This window comes from Syntrophomonas wolfei subsp. methylbutyratica (assembly GCF_001570625.1).
In the GTDB taxonomy this organism is placed as follows: domain Bacteria; phylum Bacillota; class Syntrophomonadia; order Syntrophomonadales; family Syntrophomonadaceae; genus Syntrophomonas; species Syntrophomonas methylbutyratica.
Window position 1 is genome coordinate 108,317 of the sequence record NZ_BBQT01000001.1, and the last position, 18,908, is coordinate 127,224.

General features: G+C 48.6%; 16 protein-coding genes and 1 other RNA gene. 5 read left to right on the forward strand and 12 right to left on the reverse strand.

The window, feature by feature from the left end:
- Positions 1–17 precede the first annotated feature (17 nt).
- Positions 18–1,328 (forward strand): recombinase family protein, encoded by a 1,311-nt coding sequence (locus AWB54_RS00510; protein WP_061212693.1) that lies wholly within the window; start codon positions 18–20, stop codon positions 1,326–1,328.
- Entirely contained in the window at positions 1,325–2,902 is a 1,578-nt protein-coding gene (locus AWB54_RS00515) for a recombinase family protein (protein WP_061212694.1), read from the forward strand. The genes AWB54_RS00510 and AWB54_RS00515 overlap by 4 nt, the downstream gene beginning before the upstream one ends.
- Before the next feature lie 324 nt (positions 2,903–3,226).
- Here AWB54_RS00515 and ssrA read toward each other — a convergent pair.
- The 12 genes from ssrA to AWB54_RS00575 form a co-directional block, all read right to left on the reverse strand.
- Positions 3,227–3,578: a transfer-messenger RNA gene (gene ssrA, locus AWB54_RS00520) on the reverse strand.
- A 130-nt stretch (positions 3,579–3,708) separates the two neighbouring features.
- Positions 3,709–4,182 (reverse strand): SsrA-binding protein SmpB, encoded by a 474-nt coding sequence (gene smpB, locus AWB54_RS00525; RefSeq protein WP_061212695.1) that lies wholly within the window; start codon positions 4,180–4,182, stop codon positions 3,709–3,711.
- Between the two features lie 268 nt (positions 4,183–4,450).
- The gene (rnr, locus tag AWB54_RS00530; protein WP_061212696.1) at positions 4,451–6,568 is read right to left on the reverse strand and encodes a ribonuclease R; all 2,118 of its coding nucleotides are present in this window, start codon (positions 6,566–6,568) and stop codon (positions 4,451–4,453) included.
- 228 nt (positions 6,569–6,796) lie between these two features.
- Positions 6,797–7,381: an HD domain-containing protein gene (locus AWB54_RS00535; RefSeq protein WP_268873627.1), complete on the reverse strand. Its 585-nt coding sequence runs from the start codon at positions 7,379–7,381 to the stop codon at positions 6,797–6,799.
- Between the two features lie 271 nt (positions 7,382–7,652).
- Positions 7,653–8,396, reverse strand: a complete 744-nt coding sequence (locus AWB54_RS00540; protein ID WP_061212698.1) for an alpha/beta hydrolase — start codon at positions 8,394–8,396, stop codon at positions 7,653–7,655.
- A gap of 110 nt (positions 8,397–8,506) precedes the next feature.
- Positions 8,507–8,740: a preprotein translocase subunit SecG gene (secG, locus tag AWB54_RS00545; RefSeq protein WP_061212699.1), complete on the reverse strand. Its 234-nt coding sequence runs from the start codon at positions 8,738–8,740 to the stop codon at positions 8,507–8,509.
- 373 nt (positions 8,741–9,113) lie between these two features.
- Positions 9,114–10,391, reverse strand: a complete 1,278-nt coding sequence (gene eno / locus AWB54_RS00550; protein ID WP_061212700.1) for a phosphopyruvate hydratase — start codon at positions 10,389–10,391, stop codon at positions 9,114–9,116.
- A gap of 75 nt (positions 10,392–10,466) precedes the next feature.
- Entirely contained in the window at positions 10,467–12,008 is a 1,542-nt protein-coding gene (gene gpmI, locus AWB54_RS00555) for a 2,3-bisphosphoglycerate-independent phosphoglycerate mutase (protein ID WP_061212701.1), read from the reverse strand.
- Entirely contained in the window at positions 12,001–12,798 is a 798-nt protein-coding gene (gene tpiA, locus AWB54_RS00560) for a triose-phosphate isomerase (protein ID WP_082735926.1), read from the reverse strand. Before tpiA ends, gpmI begins: the two co-directional genes overlap by 8 nt.
- Positions 12,783–14,018, reverse strand: coding sequence for a phosphoglycerate kinase (locus tag AWB54_RS00565; RefSeq protein WP_082735927.1), 1,236 nt, complete (start codon positions 14,016–14,018; stop codon positions 12,783–12,785). The genes tpiA and AWB54_RS00565 overlap by 16 nt, the downstream gene beginning before the upstream one ends.
- A gap of 24 nt (positions 14,019–14,042) precedes the next feature.
- Entirely contained in the window at positions 14,043–15,047 is a 1,005-nt protein-coding gene (gene gap, locus AWB54_RS00570) for a type I glyceraldehyde-3-phosphate dehydrogenase (protein WP_061212702.1), read from the reverse strand.
- Complete coding sequence (locus tag AWB54_RS00575; RefSeq protein ID WP_061212703.1) at positions 15,047–16,087, reverse strand: sugar-binding transcriptional regulator; 1,041 nt, start codon at positions 16,085–16,087, stop codon at positions 15,047–15,049. The genes gap and AWB54_RS00575 overlap by 1 nt, the downstream gene beginning before the upstream one ends.
- A 668-nt stretch (positions 16,088–16,755) precedes the next feature.
- On the opposite strand from AWB54_RS00575, the gene AWB54_RS00580 reads away from it, so the two are divergent.
- The 3 genes from AWB54_RS00580 to AWB54_RS00590 all read left to right on the forward strand — a co-directional run bounded on the left by AWB54_RS00580 (position 16,756) and on the right by AWB54_RS00590 (position 18,870).
- The gene (locus AWB54_RS00580; RefSeq protein ID WP_061212704.1) at positions 16,756–17,067 is read left to right on the forward strand and encodes a hypothetical protein; all 312 of its coding nucleotides are present in this window, start codon (positions 16,756–16,758) and stop codon (positions 17,065–17,067) included.
- Positions 17,068–17,154: 87 nt separating this feature from the next.
- Positions 17,155–17,571: a MarR family winged helix-turn-helix transcriptional regulator gene (locus AWB54_RS00585; RefSeq protein WP_061212705.1), complete on the forward strand. Its 417-nt coding sequence runs from the start codon at positions 17,155–17,157 to the stop codon at positions 17,569–17,571.
- A gap of 159 nt (positions 17,572–17,730) precedes the next feature.
- Positions 17,731–18,870, forward strand: a complete 1,140-nt coding sequence (locus tag AWB54_RS00590; protein WP_061212706.1) for an acyl-CoA dehydrogenase — start codon at positions 17,731–17,733, stop codon at positions 18,868–18,870.
- The last annotated feature ends 38 nt before the right edge of the window (positions 18,871–18,908 follow it).

Consider the following 18,908-nt stretch of genomic DNA (forward strand, 5'->3'; position numbering starts at 1 on the left):
AGCGAAAGGAGGTCATTATGGAAAAGATAGTTACGAAAATATCCCCTTCGGTGCCACCAATCCCTGCTAGATTACGGGTTGCCGCCTATGCCCGCGTATCATCCGGAAAAGATGCGATGTTACAATCTCTGGCAGCTCAAGTCAGCTACTACAGCAAACTCATTCAGCAGCGCTCGGATTGGGAATATGCTGGTGTATACGCCGATGAGGCACTGACAGGAACCAAAGACACTCGCCCGGAATTTCAGCGTCTAATTGCTGACTGCAAAGATGGCAAGATTGACCTGATCATTACAAAATCGATATCACGTTTTGCCCGCAACACGGTAACACTGCTTGAAACAGTGCGAGAGCTAAAACTGCTCGGTGTTGACGTTTATTTTGAGGAGCAGAATATTCACTCCATGAGTGGGGATGGCGAACTTATGCTAACCATCCTCGCATCCTATGCTCAGGAGGAAAGCCGTTCGGTTAGTGAGAACTGTAAGTGGAGGATTCGCAAGCGGTTCCAGCAAGGTGAGATTGTAAACCTGCGTTTCATGTACGGGTATCGGATCAACAATGGTCAAATTGAAATCGATCAGGAACAGGCCGAAATCGTTCGAATGATCTACGCCGATTACATAAAAGGCCTGGGTTGCGATCGGATTGCTGCCAGACTACGGGAAATGGGTGCGCGAACGTTCAGCGGCAGACAGTGGACAGCAAAGCGGGTCCTGGCCATCCTAAATAACGAGAAATATTCTGGCAACGCGCTGCTTCAGAAAAAGTATGTAGCCGACCACTTGTCAAAGAAGCTGGTTTATAACCGGGGAACCCTGCCAAAGTACTATGCCGAAGGAACACATCAGCCGATTATAGACCCTCTCACCTTTCAAATGGCGCAGGAAATCATGGCTCTTCGCCGGGAGAACAGAAATGTCAGGCAAAACCCGGCCAACCATTACCCATTTTCAGGCTTAATCTTCTGCCCCCGCTGCGGCAAGAACTACCGGCGGGTAACCTACAAGGGGCATGCAGCGTGGAACTGTTCCACCTTCGTCAATTACGGTAAGGACGCCTGCCCAGCGAAGCAAATCCCGGAACCAATCTTATTGTCGCTGACCGCTGAAGTGTTGGGCCTGGCGGAATTTGATGAGGTGGTTTTCCGATCCCAGATTAAGCAGCTGCAGGTGCCGCAAGCAAACAAGGTAATTTATATTTTTCAAGACGGTCATAAAGTTGAAGCCGCCTGGCAAGACCGGTCACGCAAATCTAGCTGGGACGACAAAAAGAAACAGCAGGCGCGGGAAAGGACGCTTGCATATCAAAGGGGAGATTTGAAATGAAACCCGCTCGAGCCGTTACTGTCATACCACCAACCATAAACCGCTTTACACCGGAAACGACTGGTGTGGCCGCAAGAAAAAAAGTAGCTGCATATGCTCGTGTTTCAACAGATTCTGAGGAACAGCTTACCAGCTACGAAGCCCAGGTAGACTACTACACCAAATACATCAACGAACGTGCTGATTGGATATTTGCCGGAATCTACACCGATGAAGGTATCAGTGCCACTAATACCAAAAAGCGCGATGGGTTTAAGCAGATGGTTGCCGACGCACTGGACGGGAAAATTGATCTGATTGTTACTAAATCAGTCAGCCGCTTTGCGAGAAATACAGTTGACTCTCTGGTTACGGTTCGCCAGCTAAAAGAAAAAGGCGTTGAGGTTTATTTCGAAAAGGAGAACATTTACACGCTGGACAGTAAGGGGGAGCTTTTAATCACCATTATGTCCAGCCTGGCGCAGGAAGAAAGCCGTTCAATTTCTGAAAATGTAACCTGGGGCCAACGCAAACGTATGGCTGATGGGAAAGTAAGCATGCCTTATCGTCATTTCCTTGGCTACGAAAAGGGTGAGGATGGTTTACCTAAAATCGTTGAAAAGGAAGCGGAAACAGTGCGGCTGATTTACAGAATGTTTCTTGAGGGTAAAACGCCTTCAGCCATCGCTAAGCATCTTGGCAATCTGGGCATCCCATCTCCAGCCGGGAAAAAAACCTGGCAAGTGGCGACAGTGATAAGCATTCTGACAAACGAGAAATACAAGGGTGATGCTCTGCTGCAAAAAAGCTTCACGGTGGATTTTCTCACCAAAACCACCAAAGTCAACGAGGGTGAAGTTCCCCAATACTATGTTCAGAATAGCCATCCTGCCATTATTGAGCCGGACGAATTTGATGCGGTGCAGCTTGAAATGGAACGGCGTAAAAAAATCGGTAGGCCAGTCAGTTGCCACAGCCCTTTCTCAGCAAAAATAATTTGCGGCGAGTGCGGCGGTTTTTACGGTTCCAAGGTCTGGGGTTCCAACACTAAGTATCGGCGCACGGTATGGCGGTGTAATGAGAAGTACAAAAACGATAAACCTTGTTCAACACCTCATATTACAGAAGATGAAATTAAGCAGCGTTTTCTGAAAGCATTTAACATACTGATGAGTGATCGGGATGAGGTTCTCACCAACTGCCGCCTTGCCCAAGAAGTCTTATGCGATTGCATAGAGATTGATGCTGAACTAAAAGGACTCCAGCGGGAAATCGATGTGGTAGCTGAATTGTTGCGAAAGGCCGTTTATGAGAACGCCCGTATCGCCCAAAACCAGGAAGAGTTTAATGAACGCAACAACCGCTATTGGGAACGCCACCGTAAAGCAACGGAACGTTTCAACCAATTAGAAGAAATGAAGCGAGAGCGGCAGGCTAAAAGCTTATCACTTGGAACCTTCATCCGCGAACTGGAAAGCAGCCCGTCCGTGGTCGAGGAGTTTGACGAGCGACTTTGGGCGGTAGCAGTCGATACAGTCACTGTCACCAAGGACGGCAAGTTGCACTTTCGCTTTAAAGATGGCACGGAAGTATGATAGGTGCTTTAAAGGAATCCTCAAAAAGCGTACATGGCTTCGGCTTTGTAGGCTTTTTCTTTTCCAATGACCGGGCTTGACTGTTTGCACACCCCTCTGGAAAATGCACACCCCCTTTGCACACACCCTGCTAAAGTTCAACGATTACCTCCTGGCGCGATGACAATAAGTGGAAGGATTTCCCCTTATCAAAAGAGAATAACCCACCAGAAATCGAGAAAGCCGCTCTGCTAAAACGCAGGAACGGCTGAAATACCAACTTTTCAAGCAATATAAAAACCACCCACCGATAAAACACTTTTTATCAATAGATGGTAGATAATCTGGTGGAGGCGGGGGGAATCGAACCCCCGTCCGCAAGAAAGACCAGCTGAGTATCTCCGAGCGCAGTCCGTGTTTTGAGCTTCGCCATCCGGGCGCCCGCGGACAGGCTCCCATCAAGCTATCCCCGATTGTTTTCCCCATAAAGCCCCTCGAGAAAGAAGGCTTCAGGGTACCCTAACTAAGTGACGCCCTGCACCAGGCCGTTAGGAAACCTGGCCGGACGAGCCGCTTAAGCGGCTAGTGCAAAATTATCTTCTGCAGTTAATTTAAGTTTTCACCTTTTTAACGAGCTGGCGACAACTCGGCTCGCTGCTCAACCCATCTTATCCCCCGTCGAAACCAGTACGCCCCCATATTAATTAATACTGACTGCAAAAGCCATAATAAACCCTGTCGTTTATATTGTCAACGGTGATAAACATTTAAGTTGTAAGTTTTGAACTTGCGCCCTGCGGGTGCTATTTCTTTTCCCCAGCTTAACCCTAAGCACGGTTCCTCTCTTTTAGGCTGCGTTCCATATCGCGCCGGGCATCGCGGCTGGCTATATCCTCGCGCTTGTCATAGAGTTTTTTCCCTACTGCTACCGCCAGATCCATTTTAGCCCGGCCTTCTTTGAAGTAAATCTTCAAGGGAATCAGGGTCAGGCCTTTTTCCCTCTGTAAAGCATGCAGGCGGTTTATTTCCCGCCGGTGCAAAAGGAGCTTTTTGGGCCGCAGAGGATCATGGTTGAACTGGTTGCCTTTGTCATAGGGACTGATGTGGAAATTGTTGACCCAGATCTCTCCATCTTTGACCACAGCATAGGCATCACGCAGGTTGGCCTTGCCCATGCGCAGTGATTTGACCTCGGTCCCCACCAGTACCAGACCGGCTTCCAGGTTTTCTTTGATATGATATTCGTAGCGGGCGCGGCGGTTATCTACCACCGACTTAATCCCTTTGCCCTTCTTGCCCATCTTTCACACCTCAAGCTATTATAGATGAAACAAACCCTCGTCTCGGGCCAAAAGCTGTTGCTGAGACCAGGGTTTTTCTATTGCCTACGCTCTTATTATAGCTCAGATTCATCGCTACGTCAATGTTACCCGAGTCTGAATGACAGGGGGACGGACTTGTGGACACACTCCCTGGCACTCAGCCAAACCTCGATATGTCTATTAAGCATTATCGTTTCTGAGTGCCGGGAGGAAAAGCGAGTTAGTAGCTATGGGAGGTGAAACGCTTTTACTCATCCTGGAGCAATTCAAAATCGATCTTGCCTTCATCCACATCCACTCTAACCAGTTGCACCCGAACGCTATCGCCGATAGCAAATTTTCTCCCGCTATGCCGGCCACGCAGGGTGTAAGTACGATCGCTGAACAAATAGTAATCATCAGCTATGCTGGAGATATGCACCAGGCCCTCAACCGTGTTTTCCAGGGCTACGAAAAAACCAAAGGCTTGCACGGAAGAGATGCGAGCTGAGAATTCATCACCAACAAACTGGGACATATACTGGGCCTTTTTCACATCCAGGAGCTCTCTTTCCGCCTCCTCGGCTTTCATCTCCTGCAGGCTGGATTGTTCTCCGTAAATTGTCATCTTCTTTTCCAGGCTGCTCTTCTTACGGGCAGTCATACCCCCATCCAAAAGGCTGCTGAGCACCCGGTGAACTATAAGGTCGGGATAACGCCGGATAGGACTGGTAAAATGGCAGTAGTAGGGGGAAGCCAGACCAAAATGACCCCGGGGCTCAGGCAGATAGGAAGCATGTTTCATGGAGCGTAAAATCATCAAGGAAATCATTTGCTCCTCCGGCCGGCCCTTAATGTCGGCCAGTATCTCTTGAAAAAGCATGGGGCTGACTTTATGTCCTTTTATCTTATGCCCAAATACCGCCAACACCTTGTTTAACTCGCCAATAGCTTCTTCATCCGGTTTTTCATGGACCCGATACAAGGCGGGAAGTCCCAGATTATGCAGGTGTTCCGCTACCACTTCATTGGCTTTTATCATAAAATCTTCTATCAGCATTTCACCCGGACCGCGCTCAGTCCGTTTGACTTCCAGGGGAAAACCCTCTTCGTCTACTATCACCTTGCTTTCGGGGAAATCAAAATCCAGCATCCCCCGATTTAAGCGGGAACGGCGCAGGATATCAGATAGTTCTTTCATCAGGAAGAAATCCTCTACCAGTTCCCCGTATCGCTCCTTTAAGGCCGGGGAATTATCGGCCAGAATACGGTTTACCTCACTGTAAGTCATGCGTTCATTTATCTGGATTACCGACTTGCAAACCTCATAATCCACTACCTGCCCCCGGGAATCAATATCCATTATACAGCTTATAGCCAGGCGCTCGACCTGAGGATTGAGACTGCAGATATTGTTGGATAATTCCACCGGCAGCATGGGCAGAACTTTATCTATCAGGTAAACACTGGTGCCGCGCTTAAAGGCTTCCCGGTCCAATTTGCTGTCTTCTTTAACATAATGGGAGACATCAGCGATATGCACCCCCAGCTTGTAACCTTCTAATGTTTTTTCAATGGAAACAGCATCATCCAGGTCTTTGGCATCTTCACCGTCAATGGTTACCATGCGCCAGTCCCGCAAGTCCCGGCGCCGGGATATCTCTTCCGCCGCGACCGCCACAGCCACGGACCGGGCTTCTTCAAGCACATTATCAGGAAATTCCAGGCGCAGGCCATGTTTTTTGGCCAAAACTTTAAGATCAACACCCGCCTCTCCCTTGCGTCCCAACACTTCCACGATTTTACCCTCGGCCACCTTGTCCCGTTCAGGCCAGGAGCTGATCCTGACCAATACCTTGTCTCCTTCTTTGGCTTTCCATTTACGCGAGGCTTTAACATAGATAGGGTAAATCTGCCGGGAATCATCCGGAACCACCTGCAGCAGGTGCCGGCCTTTGGTAAAGGTCCCTACCAGTTCCCGGGTGTTGCGGGCCAGGATTCTGATAACCGTGCCCTCCGGCCGCTGGCCGTTATATCCCTTTTCCTGTATCCTTACCATCACCCGGTCATTATGCATAGCCCCGTTGAGTTTCTTGCCATAAACAAATACCTCTTCAATGCCTGCTTTTTCCGGTACCAGCACGCCAAAGCCCTTTTTGCTGATATGGATTATCCCTTTGACCAGGTTCATCATTTCCGGCAGGCCAAATTTTCGTGCCCTGGTCTTGACGATTTCTCCCTCTTTCTCCAGCTTCCCCACGATCTTGCTGAATTTAATTTCATCATCGCCATCTTTGATGCCAAAAACCTCTTTTAATTCATGGTAACTCAATGGCTTATAGCTTTCTTTATGCATACATTCAAGTATGCTATCCCTATTTATCATATATTCATTTATTCCTCCTGGTGGTTTTTTCTAAAGTTGCCGACTCGATAATCCTGCTTTTTTTCCTGAATTCTGCACCGCCTTCCCTCCCGAGCCGGCGTAAAATTCTAATAATACCAAATTTGGAACGGCCAGGTGCAGAACTCTCACAAACAGCCAGCTTATCTCTCTTTTACTGCTATTATTCCCCACCCTAATATAAGTTAAAAATCTTGAGCGTTTTATTAATTAGAGTCCCAGCTGCGGGGCAATCTTTTTACAGCTTTCCAGGGCTATGCTTAGAAACTCATCCAACTCCAATCCCAGCTCGGAGCAGCTAGCCATCTGCTCCCGGCTGGCTCCCCGGGCAAAGGCTTTTTCCTTGAAGCGCTTCTTCAGTGATTTGAGCTGCACTTCCGCAAGTTTCTTGTCCGGCCTTACCAGTGCCGCCGCAGTTATGAAGCCGCTTACCGGATCGGCAGCATAAAGGGCTCGGTCCAACAGGCTCAGGCGCTTCAAACCGTGCCTTTCATTATGTACCTTCACCGCGTAGACCACATCCGCAGGCAGGCCGTTTTCCTCCAGGATTTGAGCACCCAACAGCGAATGCTTTTCCAGATCGTCTACCGTAATATCATAATCAATATCATGCAGCAGCCCAGCCAGGGCGAATTTTTCCACATCTTCACCCAAGCTTTCCGCCAAACCCCGCATTATGGCTTCAACCGCCAGGGAATGATGGAAGAGATTTTCATTATGCAGGTGCGTTTTCAGTAATTCCAGGGCTTCCTCTCTTTGCATATTTCTTATCTCCTTTCTCAAAGCTAATTTCATTAAATTCATCTTATGATTAGCACGAAAAGTGAGGAGTGAAAGGTAAGGGGTGAGGGGTTTAGTTTATTCCCTGCAACATCTTACCATTCAAGCTCTTACTAAATCACTTTTCATCGGTGGTTGTGGCCCCCGGCCATGAGGGGTTCTACGGCAAAAGGCTATTAGTGTTCATTGGTTGTATAAATATACCGCTCAGCTCCATTAATAGCGACCGTAGGGAGCATCAGTTGTACCCGACAGGGCGCTTCGCATGGGCAGGCTTGGCAGGTCTTCATCTCGTTATAAACTCGGCCAATTCGCGGGCAATTTTCTCCTTCTCCGGACCCATGGTAGCAACATGTTCGGAATTCTCTAATTCCACCAGCCTTGCCTCCCTATGGCGAAGCTGTGCGGCCAAATACCTGCCGCTTTCGCTTTTCACCACTTCATCATTTTGCGACTGCATTATAAGCACAGGAACTCTCAAATCCCCCAGCTCCCGCACCACCTGATTTCGCAATTCCATCATACTCTGAAAAGCCCGCAGGGGAAAGCAGTCGTAGGCAAACCTCCCCTCTGCTTCCAGTTGCCGCTGTCGTCCCTGCTCCTGCTTGGGCCAGTAAGGCCGGAATATTCTGATAAGAGGAGCCAGGGCGGTCGTCCGGGTGGAGCGTTGAAAAACGGGGGCGTTTATGGATGATACCCCACAGACGCCTGGTACATGAAGTCCGGAGTACAGTGCCAGCAGTCCTCCCATGGAAAGACCCACCGCGAAAACTTGGGCATATTCCTCCTGCAAATCCAATAACGCTTTTTTTACGGCGGCAAACCAGTCCTGCCAGCGGCAAAGGTTCAAATCCTCCGGCCTGCTTCCATGACCCGGCAAGAGCAAGCCGCTTATGCTGCAAGCACAGAGCTCATGCAGCAATTCCGCAACCGGATAGAGCTCGGAAGGTGAAGCGGTAAAGCCGTGGATAAAGAGCAAGGCCACCCGGCTATCCCCTTTAAGAAAAAAAGGCTGAGCTTGTTTATACATAGCTGATTATTACCTCCTCTGCCCTTTCCACCTCAAGTTTTGCAATAAGAAAAAGCAGGTAAGAATCCCTCACCTGCTGCTTTGCTGCCCTCTATTTTATTATTCCTGTCCTACTGGTTCATTATCGCCAGAGTCAGAGTCAAAATCATAAACAATACGGCAACATAGGCGGTTATTTTGGCCAACAGGTCGTCCAAGCCTTTTTTCTTCCCGCCAAAAATGGTCTCACCGGCTCCGGCTATACTTCCCGAAAGACCAGCACTCTTTCCCGACTGCAGAAGAACGGTGGCAATCAGCCCCAGAGCGCAGATTACTTGCAGGATCAGGATAATAGTTTTTAACACGGGTACACCTCCAATTAATTCGGCATCCTTAAGAACTGGCTATTATTTTATCACAAGGAGTTGTGAAAAAACAAGCTGTCCTTTTGCAAATATATCCTTAACTCTACTGCAAAACCCCTTTTATTTGCATAAGGGTTGCATAAATATACAAAGCGAGCCGTTGACGAAGCATTACCCTGCGGGTAGTCCTGAATATAGTTAAGTTAAGTTATTTTAAAAAAGAATCAGCATTAATCATAAAAATCAGCGTCCCCCTGCGTCAGAAACCATATTTTCTTACTAACCACCCTTTTATTATCCAATCAATATAGCTGAGTGCCAGGCCATTCCACCCTCCGATTTCCGCCTTCTGTCTTCCGTCACGACTTCTCTGCTAGCGTTTAAAAGCCTTTATGCCCCGGTATACAGCGAAGACATCCAGTTCCTCCTCGATCCGCAACAGTTGGTTATACTTGGCTACCCGGTCAGTACGAGCCGGAGCACCGGTCTTGATCTGCCCGGCATTGGTGGCCACGGCAATATCGGCAATGGTAGAATCCTCCGTCTCCCCCGAGCGATGCGATATTACACAAGTATAGCCGGCTCTCCTGGCCATTTCAATAGTATTCAGGGTTTCGCTTAAGGTGCCGATCTGGTTCACCTTAATGAGAATACTGTTGCAAACTCCCTCTTCTATCCCCCGCGCCAATCTCTGGCAATTGGTAACAAAGAGATCGTCACCCACCAGTTGTATTTTAGAGCCCAGACGCTCAGTAAGCTGTTTCCAGCCTGCCCAATCATCCTCCGCCAGGCCGTCTTCCAGGGATATAACCGGGTATTTTTCCATCATTTGGGCATAGAAATCGACCATTTCGGAGGAAGACAATACCTGCCCGCTGCTGGCCAGGTGATATTTGCCATCTTGGAACAGTTCGGTGGCGGCAACATCCAGGGCCAGGTTAATATCACTTCCCGCCTGGTATCCCGCAGCGGCAATGGCTTCCAGGATCAGGTCCAGGGCGGCCTCATTGGAGGGCAGGTTGGGCGCGAATCCTCCCTCATCGCCAACTCCGCTGCCTAGTCCCTTATTGTTTAAAACCTTTTTCAGGCTGTGGTAGACTTCTACCCCCATACGCAAGCCTTCGGCAAAATTAGGCGCTCCGCTGGGAACAATCATGAATTCCTGGATATCCACATTATTGTCCGCATGTTTACCGCCATTTAATATATTCATCATAGGTACCGGAATCTCCCGGGCGTTTACCCCGCCGATGTATTGATACAGCGGAATAGCCAGGTGAGTAGCGGCGGCCCGGGCGACAGCCAGCGACACCCCCATTATGGCATTGGCCCCTAATTTAGCTTTGTTCGGTGTATCATCCAGATCAATCATCAGTTGGTCTATATCGATCTGCGCAGTGGCATCCATGCCGATGACTTCCGGCGCAATTATCATATTCACATTGTCTACCGCCTGCAATACCCCTTTGCCCAGGTATCTTTTGCTGTCGCCGTCCCGCAGTTCTACGGCTTCATGGGCTCCGGTAGAGGCACCCGATGGCACTACGGCTCGTCCCATAGTCCCATCTTCCAGAATTACCTCCACTTCTACGGTGGGATTCCCGCGGGAATCCAATACTTCGCGCGCAAATACATCTACTATGGTACTCATCTTTTCGCTTCCCTTCCTCCTATGTTACTATTTTATGCCCTCATACCTTACCCCTCACAGCTTACCCCTCAAGCCTCACCCTCTTAAAATAGTTTTCCCGGTCATTTCTGCCGGAACCGGCAAATCTAAAAGCTCCAAGATGGTAGGGGCAATATCCGATAAAATAGCATCATCCCGCAGCTGGCAATCGATATGTTCATTTGAAACCAGAATAAAAGGTACCTTTTCGCAAGTATGAGCCGTAAAGGGATTCCCTGTTTGCGGACAAACCATCATCTCACAATTGCCGTGGTCTGCCGTTATCAGAGTTATCCCCCCTTTCTCCCGCACCAGCCTTACCACCTCTATCATACATTCATCCACAGCTTTAACTGCCTTGACGGCGGCTTCCAATATACCGGTATGGCCGACCATATCGGGATTGGCATAATTCATTATTACTACATCATAGAAATCCCGCTCTATTTCCCGAATAACCCTTTTGCTTACTTCCGGGGCACTCATTTCCGGCTGCAGGTTGTAAGTGGCCACTGCGGGCGAAGGTATTAAAATTCTATCTTCCCCCGGGTTGGCTGTTTCCACACCACCATTGAAGAAAAAAGTGACATGGGCATATTTTTCCGTCTCGGCGATGCGCAACTGCTTTAGACCGGCGGCGGCCAACACCTCCCCCAGGGTATTCTCCAGATTCTGCGGGGGGAAGGCAACCGGGGCCTCGATAGTAGCATCATACTGGGTCAGGCAAACAAAGAAAACCTCGGGCCGGACTTTTCTCTTAAAGGAATGCAGTTCTCTGTCTGTGAAAGCCCGGCTTATTTGCCGCGCCCGGTCCGCCCGGAAATTAAAAAATATTATGCTGTCCCCGTCCTTTATTAATCCTAAAGGCTCGCCCTTTTCATCTATTATCACTGCCGGTTCCATGAATTCATCGCTTAACCTGGCTTCATAACTGTTCTGCAGAGCGGCAAAAGCATTGGGGGCCTTCCGGCCTTCCCCTAAAACCATGGCATTATAGGCTTTTTCTATCCTATCCCAATGCTTATCCCGGTCCATGCCATAAAACCTGCCGCCCAGAGTGGCCATCTTTCCCACTCCGAGCCGCCGCATTTCTTTCTCCAGTTCCGCAATATACTTGCCTGCCGTTTGGGGCCCCACATCCCGGCCATCAAGAAAGGCATGCACGAATACTTTTTCCACCTCTTGCATCTGGCACAGGCGCAGCAAGGCATAAATATGCTCGCTGTGGCTATGTACCCCTCCATCTGATAATAAGCCCATAAGGTGAACGGCTCCCTTTTTCGCACGAGCAGAATTAATGGCTGCTAAAAAAAGCGGATTGGAAAAAAAGGAGCCATCTTCAATAGCATTGCTGATGCGGCTTATCTCCTGGAATACGATGCGGCCTGAACCTATGTTCAGGTGCCCCACCTCGGAGTTGCCCATTTGCCCGTCCGGCAAGCCCACATCCTTCCCGGAACAGGCCAAAAGAGTAGATGGGTATTTTGTTTGCAAACGGCAAAAATGCACGGGGTTGGCCAAGCTGATAGCATTGTCGCTACAGGCTGCCCGGTTGCCCCATCCATCGAGAATCATCAAAACCAGCGGTTTTTTAGGCATGGCTGCTCAACCTCACAATACGGGCCAAAGAGTCAGCCTGCAGGCTGGCCCCGCCTATCAAAGCCCCATCCACATCCGCTTCTTCCAAAATTTCGGCGATATTTTCCTCTTTAACACTGCCTCCATATAAGATTCTGGTCGAATCTGCTTCTTCCCGGCTATAGATTTTCTCCAGACAGCTGCGGATAAAAGCAATCATCTCCTGGGCATCATCACTGCTGGCGTTAACTCCGGTACCGATAGCCCAGACCGGTTCATAGGCTACCACCAGTTTCTCCCCGGAGAGCTTGATATCCTTCAGGCATTTGGCAAGCTGCTCCTTCACTACTTCCCGGGCCCTATCTTTTTCCCTCTCCTGCAGGGTTTCCCCCACACAGAGCAGGGGAGTGATTCCTGCCTCCGCAGCGGCCTTGACTTTACGGTTTATCATATTGTTGCTTTCTCCCATTATCTGCCGCCGTTCGGAATGCCCCAGAATCACATAACTGCAAGCGGCGTCCAAGAGCATGGATGGGGAAATCTCCCCGGTATAAGCTCCCTTTTCTTCCCAGAAGGCATTTTGGGCGCCCAGTTTAATCCCGGAACCTTCCATAATAAATCTTAATGTACTTAAAGCCGTAAATGGAGGACAAATCACTATCTCCGGTCGCTCGTTACTGTTAGCATCCGGGATTAGTTGCAAAAACTCCCGGGCAAAATCTTCGGCCTCCCCGATACTTTTATTCATTTTCCAATTAGCGGCAATTAATCTCCGGCGCAGAAAATCCCCTCCCTTTAACTTTTTTCCCACAAGGGCGCTCCCTGGCCCAACTCGGCTCCTGTTCCGCGGGATGCTTTCTCCTGGCAGGCAGCCACTCCGGGAAGCCTTATTCCTTCCAGAAACTCCAGGGTAGCTCCCCCACCGGTGGAAATATGGGTAATGCCTTCTTCCAAACCCATATCATGTACTATTACTGCCGTGTCTCCTCCACCGATTACGCTTACCGCGGAAGAACGAGCTATAGCACGGGTTATCTCCTCGGTTCCCCGGGCAAAGTTCGGGTATTCATACACCCCCAGGGGACCATTCCATACAATGGTCGAAGCCTTCGCAATATATTTTTTAAAAAGCTCTATGCTTTGCGGCCCTATGTCCAGAATCATCATCTCCGCAGGAACATGATCAATATCCACGATTTGCCCCGGGGCCTCAGCTGATAATTCCGGGGCCACGACCGCATCCAGCGGCAGGATTAGATTCACATTTTTCTTTTCGGCCTCTTCTACCAAACCCCGGGCCTGTTCCAGCAAGTTATCCTCGCAGATTGATTTTCCTATAGTTTTTCCCAAGGCTTTTAAAAAGGTATTGGCCATACCCCCGCCAATAAGTATTACATCCATTTTTTGCAGAAGATTACCAATCAGGCCCAGTTTATCCGCTACTTTGGCTCCACCCATTATAGCCATCCTTGGGCTCTGCGGGTTTTCCAGAACCTTTTCCAGCATTTCCACCTCTTTTTCCATCAAAAACCCGGCATAGCAAGGTAAATAATCAGCTATGCCGGCAGTTGATGAATGAGCCCGGTGTGCTGTGCCAAAAGCATCATTAACATAAATATCACCCAGGGACGCCAGCTCCCGGGAAAAGGCGGGAGCATTCTGCTCTTCTTCCGCATGAAAACGCAGGTTTTCCAAAAGCAGTACTTCCCCATCCTGCAGTCCCATTGCTGCCTCCCTTACTTCCGGACCAATACAATCATGGGCCATGTATACCGGTGCTGCCAGCAATTTTCCCAAATGGGAAGCCAGCTTTTTCAGGCTGTATTTTTCATCTATCTTACCCTGGGGTCGACCCAGGTGGCTCATAAGAATAAGCCGCCCGCCTTGAGCCAGTACATGCTCAATACTGGGGAGTGCTGCCCTCATCTTGGTATCGTCAATAATATTGCCTTCTTTATCTGTGGGTACATTGAAATCCACCCGCATTAAAACTCTTTTTCCTTTTAGTTCGAGCTCTTTTAGACTACGCAAGCAACATACCTCCAAATCAACTCGTTATAGCCCTTTGGCCGCTAAATAGGATACCATATCAACCACCCGGGCCGAATAACCCCATTCATTATCATACCAGGCAATAACCTTGGCCAATCTATCACCCATTACCATGGTCAAGGGTCCATCTACGATAGCGGAATGTTCATCCCCGCGGTAATCTATGGAAACCAGCGGCTCTTCTTCATAACGCAAATAGCCCTTCAGGTAACCCTCACTGGCCGCCTTGAAGGCCTGATTAATTGCTTCAGCAGTGGCCGGCTTCTCCAGTTCCAGGGTAAAATCCAACAAAGAAACATCCGGGGTGGGAACCCTTACCGCCAAACCATCCAGTTTCCCCTCCAGTTCAGGCAAGACCAGGCCCAGGGCACTGGCCGCTCCGGTAGTCGTAGGAATCATGGACAGCCCTGCCGCTCGGGCCCGGCGCAAATCATCATGCTCCAAATCTATAACCCGCTGGTCATTGGTATAGGAATGTACCGTATTAATCAAGCCTTTATTAATCCCAAACTCATCCAAGAGCACTTTGGCCACGGTAGCCAGGCAATTAGTGGTACAGGAAGCATTTGATACCACATCGTATTCCGGCCGGTATTGCTCGTGATTGACTCCCATGACCATGGTCAACTCCACCCCTTTGCCGGGTGCGGTTATAACTACTTTTTTAGCCCCGGCCTGCAGGTGCTGGGCGGCCTTTTCCCGGGTACGAAAGGCTCCACTGGCTTCTACCACCACCTCGGCCCCCATTTCTTTCCAGGGTAGTTGCCGGGGGTCCTTTTCTGATAAATACCTGATTTTTTGTCCATTGAGAAGCAAATACTCGCCATCAATTGCCACCTGTCCTTTGAACTCTCCGTGAACCGAATCATATCTAAAAAGATGACTGCTGGTTTTAATATCTCCCAGTCCGTTGACGGCCACAATTTCTACGTCTTCTCTCTGCAACGCAATCCGGCCTACCAACCTCCCGATACGCCCAAAACCGTTGATCGCAACCTTGACTGCCATTACCCATCATCCTTCCCATTGTTTTCTTCTATAATTTTTCTTGCCGCTCCTTCGTCGGTTATTAACACACTCTCATGCTGATGACTCAAAACGGCTTTGATGGCATCAGCTTTATTCTTTCCTCCAGCTACCGCAGCGATAATTCCGATATTCTGCAAATCAGGGAATTCCAGCCCTATTCCCGGCACTTCATAGACTATTTTGCCCTTTTTATCAAAATAATATCGAAGAGCTTCTCCAATTGCCCTCTTTTCTTGCAAATAATCAATTTCCTCAGGAGCCAATCCTCTACGGTTAGCCATTTCCATAGCCGAGCCTATACCATGCAGGAGAATATCACTGTTCTTTATGGCTTGAACTACGGTCTTAATATGTACATCATTTTTCAATATCTCCACCGTACTCTCCTCCAGGTTATCAGGAATATGTAAAAGACGATATTGGGCACCAATGGCTCCCGCAATCCGGGCGGCTATCACCCCGGCCTGCTGTTCCATTTCCTCCCCCAGTCCACCGCGGGCCGGTACTACCAAAACATCTCTGGCATTGATGCCATCACCAAAAGCTGTAGCCATTTCCGCCAAAGTACTTCCCCCGGTTACGGCTACCGTACAAGCAGGATACAAGTTTCTCTTGAGAAAGCGGGCGGCGGCCCGGCCTAAATCCCGTTTAGCCAAATAATCATCCTGCGAATCCCCTGGAACAATAATAACTTCTCTGAGATTAAACATTTGTTTAATTCTTTCAGCTAAAGTTTGTGTGTCAAAAATATAGGGTATTAGTTCATCTATATCACCTAATAGTTCTTCACCATATGCCGTCAGACAGATGCCTGCAGCAGTGAAATAAACCGCCCCCCTTGATCTCAGCAGTTCCATCTCACTTCTTACCATTCTCTCACTAAGTCCCAGCTCTTTACCCAATTGTCTTCTTCCCACTGGTTGGTGGTGAAGTATCTGTCGCAACAAACGATATCTTGTTTCCATAATCTCCAGGCTTTCCGGAGCAAAACGCTGTACGATGGTAAAAAATCTATCCATAATCTATCCTTTTCCAAGTTTATTCCGGGACTCAATTTAATATTAGGGACAAAATTGTCCCATTAGGCACAAATATTTTTAGGAAATATTCTTTTTTGATGTCACTGCAAAAAGTTATAAATATGCATTAGCTTGCATAAATATACCGCTCCAGCGTCCTTAATAGCGACCGAAGGGAGCATCAGTTGTGCCCGACAGGGCGCTTCGCATGGGCAACACCTGCGGCTTGTCTCGTGGCTCAAGGGGTGCCGCGCCTCCCATCCTGGTCACAACCTTAATAGTGACACCCGCAGGGTGGAACACCAGGAGTACCCGCAGGGTGATAGCGCTCTCGCGACGTCCTGTCGCTCGCCCCCTTTCGCCTGCTCGCCTTCGCCGGTGCAACCTTAATAGTGACATCCGAAGGATGGAACATCAGGAGTACCCGCAGGGTGCTGCATCCATGCTTCGCCAACGCTCGCTTTGTATATTTATGCAACCCTCATGCAACAAAAGGGGTTTTTGCAGTAGAGTCTTTTTTTAATATTATATCACAATAGGATAAAATGATGCACATTAGAAAAAATCTACCTGTTGCAAAGGCTTTCCGAATTTTCCAAAATAAAGCTAGCCAAAGCAGAATTCTATTGTAAAATAATTAATAGGGTAATCTAAGGGGGAATATTAAATTGAAAGATATTGATTTTCAGAATCTGGTGATTGAACAATTATCGCAAATAAATTGCCGCTTGGATAAACTGGATGAGGGACAGGCTAAACTGGAAACTGGTCAAGCTAAACTCGAAGCCGGTCAGGCTAAATTGGAAGCTAGACAAGCTAAACTCGAAACCCAGGTAACTAAACTCGAAACCCAGGTAACTAAAATACAAAAAGATGTTAACGTTATCAAGCGGGATTTAAAAGGTGTTTGGTCTGATATTGGCCGTCTGGATAAGCGTTTAACTTCTCAAGAAAACGAGATTGACTCTCTAAGACGGTAAAGCGACTGCTATATCGAAGCCCCCGCCCTACTTTTGTCGTTGCATATATGAAGCAGTTTGGGTTGCTAATGAAAGGAAGTTGCGCAGATGGAACTCGACCAATGCCTGAATTTTGTTCTTACCAAGGCTCAACAATCGGTACATCAACTTTTTAAAGCCGAGCTAATGCCCTACGGGGTAACCCCTGGACAATATTCCGTTCTCAAGTGCCTTTGGAAAGACAACGGTCAAACCGTAAAGCAACTGGCAGAACACCTATATCTGGACAGTTCAACCGTCACCGGTATTCTCGATCGTATGGAACAAAAAGGAATGATTAAAAAAAAGGCTGATCCGAAAGATCGGCGTGCCCTGCAAGTCTTACTGACCGAAAAGGGTCAGGACCTCGAAGAACCCTTGACCCAGGCCATCCTCAATGCCAACAAAAAGGCCTTGCGGCAAATGGATGAAAATCAATTCGAATCGCTTAAAGAACTTCTGCACAAACTAAGCCCCGGCAACTAATCCGGGGCTTTTTTTGTCGAATAAAGAAAAATGATTGGTGTACAAACTAATGGTTGACAACATATATTTCCGGTTTTACAATGCTTACAAGGGCAGTTTTTGGTTTAGAGTAAGTCATCGTTCCTTGACTTATTCAAAAATGAAAGGAGTTGGGTTTTAGTGGATTTTAAATTAAGTGAAGAGCAGGAATTGATCAGGGAAAATATAAGAGAACTGGTCAAGAAGTACCTTGACCCCATTGCGGTGGAAATCGATGAGTCCAGTCGCTACCCGGCTGAAGTCATTGAGCAATTGGCGGCAGGCGGCTGGATGGGGATGCCTTATCCGGTTGAGTACGGCGGAGCCGGTTTGGATTATGTCAGCTATGCCATGGTAATCGAAGAAATATCCCGTTCCTGTGCGGCTACCGGTTTTACCGTCTCCTGTCACACCTCCCTGGCCAGCGGCCCCATCTTCAATTTCGGGAATGAAGAACAGAAGCAAAAATACCTGGTTCCCCTGGCCAAAGGCCAGCACATAGGAGCTTTTGCGGTGACTGAACCGGGAGCAGGCACTGATGTCGGAGCAGCTACTACCACTGCCACTTTGGACGGTGATAGCTATGTGCTCAACGGAATCAAAACCTTTACTTCCAACGGCCCGGTTGCTGATACTTTTGTGGTTTTTGCCTTTACTGACAAATCCCTGGGAGGCAAAGGATTGAGCGCCTTTATTATCTCCAAGGATAATCCGGGTCTTAAAGTAGGACAACATTTTTATAAAATGGGCATAAGAGCTTCCCAGACTTCGGAGATTATTTTGAAAGACTGCCGGGTTCCCCGAGAAGACCTGCTGGGCAAAGAAGGGCAGGGGTTGCAGATAGCTATGTCCTCTTTTGACCATGGCCGTATCGGCATTGCCGCCCAGGCCGTTGGTATTACCCAGGCTGCTCTGGACGAGTCCATAAGCTATTCCAAACAGCGCGTGCAGTTTGGCAAACCCATATCCAAAAACCAGGCTATTCAGTGGATGATTGCCGACATGGCTACCGATATTGCCGCCGCGCGTTTCCTCTATTCCTATGCCGCTTTCTTAAAAGACCAGAAACAACCTTTTACCAAGGAAGCTGCCATGGCCAAGGTTTTCGCTGCGGAAATGTCTACCCGTCATACTTCCAAAGCGGTGCAGATCCACGGGGGCTACGGTTATATTAAAGGTCAGAAAGTTGAGCGCCTGATGCGCGATGCCAAAATTACCGAAATATACGAGGGTACCTCAGAAGCCCAGCGTATGGTTATAGCAGGTAATCTTTTGCGTTAAGCCCGGGATTATGAGCCTGGATTAAGAAACGAGGTGTT